The organism is Comamonas sp., assembly GCF_036666375.1.
In the GTDB taxonomy this organism is placed as follows: Bacteria; Pseudomonadota; Gammaproteobacteria; order Burkholderiales; family Burkholderiaceae_C; genus Comamonas.
In genome coordinates, this window is the sequence record NZ_JAVWWA010000036.1 from 14,681 (window position 1) to 19,064 (window position 4,384).

The following is a 4,384-nucleotide window of genomic DNA, read 5'->3' on the forward strand; positions in this document are numbered from 1 at the left end:
GGCCGACCGCCAGCGTGATCAGCAACGCGCCCAGGCAGAGCAGCAGCGTGCCCAGCAGCAGCACCAGCGCCCCCCGCAGCGCGAGCGCGATGAGGATCGCCGCGGCCCGCGCGACGGCGATCGTCCCGGCGTTCCGCGCGGCGACCGCGGCAGCTGAGAGCGGCAGGCCATGAAGCGGCGCCTACCTGCCCGCCACCGCCATGCCTTGGGGCTGGTGCTGGCCGCGCTGTGGCTTTGCGCAGCACCCGCCCAGGGCCAGGTGCTGCGCTGCACCGATGCGCGCACCGGCGCCGTCACCTATACCGATAGCGCCTGCGACAGCGGCCGCCAGGCCGAGCTGGTGCTGCCCGCGCGCAGCCCCGAAGCGCTGGCGCGTGAGCGCGAAGAGGCCGCACAGGCGATTGCGCGCAAGGAACAGCGTCTGCGCGAGGAAGCCGCGGCCGCGGCATTGGCTCCTGCACCCGCTGCGCCCGCGACGCCGCAGCCACCCGCAGAAAGCGCGCGCTGCGCCGATTCACGCCAGCTGCTGCAGGACCTGCTCAACCGCCCCGGCCGCTCCTCTTCGCCGGCGTATGCCGAGCAGCTTGCCGCCGCGCGCCAGCAGATGGAGATCGACTGCCTGGGCCCGAAAGCCTATGGCGAACTTGAACGGTCGCGCGCCCAATCCACTGTGCCGTCGGCCCCGGTGATCGTCGTGCCCGCGCTGCGCCCGCCGCGTCCGCTGCCGCCGCAGGTGCAGCCGCCGCGCCCGCAGATCACGCATTGCAACGTGTTTCGCTGCTATGACCGCAACGGCAATACTTATCCGCGTTAACGCACGGGCTTGCCTTGCAGGCCCTGCGCCACCGTCGGATAGCGCAGCGCGATGCGCAGCTCGCGCTGCATGCGCATGGTGCGTAGCCGGCGCGATTCGCCCATGAAGCTCAGCAGAGTCAATGGCAGCTCGCCCTGGGCCTGGCTGCGCGAGACGCGCGGCGGCCGGGGGAGCCCATAGAGATCGGCAGCGAAGTCGAAATAATCGCCCATGTGCATGACGCTTGCATCGGCGACGTTGTAGACGCGCTGCGCGCTGCCGCGCCACAGCGCCGCCTGGCAGGCGCGCGCCAGATCATCGGCATGGATGTGGTTCGTATAGACATCGTCTTCACGGCGCAATACGGGTGTGCCGCGCAGCAGGCGCGCGCGCGGCGTGCCGCCTGCGCGGTCGGGAGCATAGATGCCGGGAATGCGCAGAATGCTCGCGCGCAGGCCCTGGCGCCCGGCAAAACGCAGTGTGCGCTCGGCATTGACGCGGCGCATCGCGCGCCCGGTATGCGCCGCGGGTGGGCGGCTTTCATCGACCCAGGCACCGCCGCAGTCACCGTAGACGCCGCTGGTGGACGCGTAAACCAGGGACTGCGGCCAGCCGCGCCGGCGCAGCGCCTGCACCAGCGCCGTGGTGCGCGGGTCCAGCCACCAGCGCGGCGTTTCCTCGGATGCGGCCGGCGGCGGCGCGAGATGCAGCACGCGCGTGCCCAGGCCCGCGAGGCGGCGCAGGCTGCGCGGCTCGTCGAGATTGCCCAGCAGCGGCGTGATGCCCAGCGCGCGCAACTCGGCGCGGCGCTCGGCCGACGAGGTCAGCGCCAGCAGCCGCACGCCGCGCTGGACCTTGGCCACGCGCTGGCCCACATCGCCGCAGCCGATGATCAGCAGGCGCTGGCGGCGAAAGCGCGCCGGCCGCGCGCCAAGAGGGTTTTGGTTTGAAGGCAAAATTCACCCTGTTATGCGGGCCGGCCATCCCGGCCCAGAAAAGCTCCTAGGATAACGAGAACATGACCCCGATTGCGAACCCCACCCACCAGATCATCGTGCAGCCCAGCGGTCGCGCCTTTGCGAGCCAGGGGGATGAAACCATTCTGTCCGCCGCGATCCGCGCGGGCGTGGGCATGCCCTATGGCTGCAAGGATGGTGCCTGCGGTTCGTGCAAGTGCAAGAAGCTCAGCGGCAGCGTGGTGCACGGCCCCCACCAGGCCAAGGCCTTGACGCCAGAAGACGAAGCCGCGGGCTATGTGCTGACTTGCTGCGCCACGCCGCAAAGCGATGTGGTGCTCGAGTCGCGCCAGGTCACGGATGAAAGCGCCTTCCCGGTCAGGAAGATGCCGGTGCGCGTCGCGGCGCTGGAGAAAATGGCGCACGACGTGATGCAGGTACGCCTGCAGTTGCCGGCCATGGAGAAATTCCGCTACCACGCGGGCCAATATGTGGAATTCATCATGCGCGACGGCGCGCGCCGCGCCTATTCGATGGCCACGCCGCCCCACCTGCAGGAAACCACGCCGGGCATCGAACTGCATATCCGCCACATGCCCGGCGGCCTGTTCACCGACCATGTGTTCGCAACCATGAAGGAAAAGGAAATCCTGCGCATCGAAGGCCCGTTCGGCAGCTTCCATCTGCACGAGGACAGCGACAAGCCGGTGATCCTGCTGGCTTCGGGAACGGGCTTCGCGCCCATCAAGGCGCTGATACTGCACATGCAGCACCTTGGCTTCAAGCGCCCGGTCACGCTCTACTGGGGCGGACGCCGACCTCAGGACCTGTACCTCGACGGCTGGATTCGCGCCCAGGCCGCGGACCTGCCATTCCTGACCTACGTTCCCGTGGTCTCCGATGCCCAGCCCGAAGACGCCTGGACCGGCCGCACCGGCTATGTGCACCAGGCCGTGCTCGATGACTTTGCCGATCTCAGCGGCCACCAGGTCTATGCCTGCGGCGCGCCCATCGTCGTCGACTCGGCACGCAGCGCCTATACGCGCCAGGGCGGCCTGCCCGAGGACGAGTTCTTTGCGGACGCTTTCACTTCGGAAGCCGACAAGCACGGGCCTGCCTGATGCCCCGCCGGCCGCGCCTCGGCGGCCGCGCGCACAAACCCTGAGCCAAGCCACGCTTGGGCCGTGAAAGCGGCCCGAAATTGCCTATTTCACGCAGCAAAACTGCATTGCCTGGTTTGCACTGACGACGGCATGCAGTTTTTTTGCAAGAATGGATAGGCAATGAATCGCCGTAACAGTCTCCTCTCGCTCCTCGCCGCCACCGCGGCCCTGGCAGCCCCCCTCGCCCAAGCCCAAGAACCCATCCGCCTGATCGTGCCTTATGCACCGGGCGGACCGCTCGACATCACGTCGCGCGCGCTCGCCGAACGCGTGCGCGATACGCTGGGCGTGGTGATCATTGAAAACAAGGCCGGCGCCGGCGGCAACATCGGTGCCGACGCGATCGCCAAGGCTTCGCCCGATGGCCTGACGATAGGCCTGGCCGCCACCGCGACCCACGCCGTGAACCCCTGGCTCTATTCGCGCATGCCCTATGACGCCGGCAAGGACTTCGCGGGCATCACGCAGATGGTGCGCGTGCCCAACGTGCTGGTGGTCAACGCCGACTTCGCCGAACGCAACAAGATTGCCTCCATTGCCGATTTGCTGGCCTACGCCAAGAGCCATCCCGGCAAGCTCAACTACGGCAGCGGCGGCAACGGCAGCGCCGGCCACCTGGCCGGTGAAATGCTCAAGCAAAAGGCCGGCATCTTCGCGCTGCACGTGCCCTACCGCGGCGCCAACCCCGCCCAGCTCGCGCTGCTGTCGGGTGAAGTCGACTTCAACATCGACAACCTGGCCGCGGCCGCGCCCAACATCCGCTCGGGCAAGCTCAAGGCCCTGGCCGTGACTTCGCTCGCACCCACGTCGCTGCTGCCCGGCGTGCCCGCGCTGTCCAAGACCTTCCCCGGCTTTTCGATCGACACCTGGTGGGGCCTGGTGGCTCCCGCAGGCACGCCCCAGGCCGTGCTCGACAAGCTCAACAAGGCGTTCACCGATGCGCTCAAGGCGCCGGAAACCAAGACGCGCTTTGAACTGCTGATGGCCGAGCCCGTGGCTTCGAGCCCAGCGGCCTTCGACCAGTTCATGGCCGCGGAACGCAAGAAGTACCAGCAGGTCGTCAAGGCTTCGGGCGCCAAGGTCGACTGATCTCGGACCGACAAAAAAACCCGCTGCAGGCGACTGTGGCGGGTTTTTTTATGGAAGTCAGTGATTTGCCATTGGAGGCCAGCCGGGTCGCCGCTGCAGGCTCAGTGCGAACGGGCACCACCGTTCGTGGTGGGCCCGGCCCGCACTCAAAAACCGTTCAACAGCCCTACCCATTCAGGCCCTTGGATTCGCTCAATCCGCTGATCCTCGACGGCCTTGCGCTGCGCGTCCGTGACGAGTTCAGGCGCAATTTCCGCCAGCGGCAGCAGTACAAACGCACGCTCGCCCATGCGCGGATGCGGCAAGGTCAGGCGCGCGCAAGCCTGTTGCTGCTCGCCATAGAGCAGCAGATCGAGATCCAGCGTGCGCGGCGCATTGCGATA

General features: G+C 67.8%; 5 protein-coding genes. 3 read left to right on the plus strand and 2 right to left on the minus strand.

What is annotated here, in order from left to right; translation table 11 throughout:
• Positions 1-169 precede the first annotated feature (169 nt).
• The gene (locus RR928_RS11055) at positions 170-814 is read left to right on the plus strand and encodes a DUF4124 domain-containing protein (protein ID WP_332535611.1); all 645 of its coding nucleotides are present in this window, start codon (positions 170-172) and stop codon (positions 812-814) included.
• Here the strand turns inward: RR928_RS11055 and RR928_RS11060 are convergent.
• Positions 811-1,749, minus strand: coding sequence for an SDR family oxidoreductase (locus RR928_RS11060; RefSeq protein WP_332535610.1), 939 nt, complete (start codon positions 1,747-1,749; stop codon positions 811-813). The genes RR928_RS11055 and RR928_RS11060 overlap by 4 nt on opposite strands.
• A gap of 62 nt (positions 1,750-1,811) precedes the next feature.
• Here RR928_RS11060 and RR928_RS11065 point away from each other — a divergent pair, with 62 nt between their 5' ends.
• Positions 1,812-2,870: a CDP-6-deoxy-delta-3,4-glucoseen reductase gene (locus tag RR928_RS11065; protein WP_332549367.1), complete on the plus strand. Its 1,059-nt coding sequence runs from the start codon at positions 1,812-1,814 to the stop codon at positions 2,868-2,870.
• Positions 2,871-3,032: 162 nt separating this feature from the next.
• Positions 3,033-4,001, plus strand: a complete 969-nt coding sequence (locus RR928_RS11070) for a Bug family tripartite tricarboxylate transporter substrate binding protein (protein ID WP_332535608.1) — start codon at positions 3,033-3,035, stop codon at positions 3,999-4,001.
• Between the two features lie 146 nt (positions 4,002-4,147).
• Here RR928_RS11070 and folK read toward each other — a convergent pair.
• Positions 4,148-4,384, minus strand: a 237-nt coding sequence (gene folK, locus RR928_RS11075; protein ID WP_332682521.1) for a 2-amino-4-hydroxy-6-hydroxymethyldihydropteridine diphosphokinase, incomplete at its 5' end; no start/stop codon positions are given.

Coding starts and splice junctions, on each gene's coding strand:
- RR928_RS11065 (WP_332549367.1), top strand. CDS start 1,812: ATGACCCCGATTGCGAACCCCACCCACCAGATCATCGTGCAGCCCAGC.
- RR928_RS11055 (WP_332535611.1), top strand. CDS start 170: ATGAAGCGGCGCCTACCTGCCCGCCACCGCCATGCCTTGGGGCTGGTG.
- RR928_RS11070 (WP_332535608.1), top strand. CDS start 3,033: ATGAATCGCCGTAACAGTCTCCTCTCGCTCCTCGCCGCCACCGCGGCC.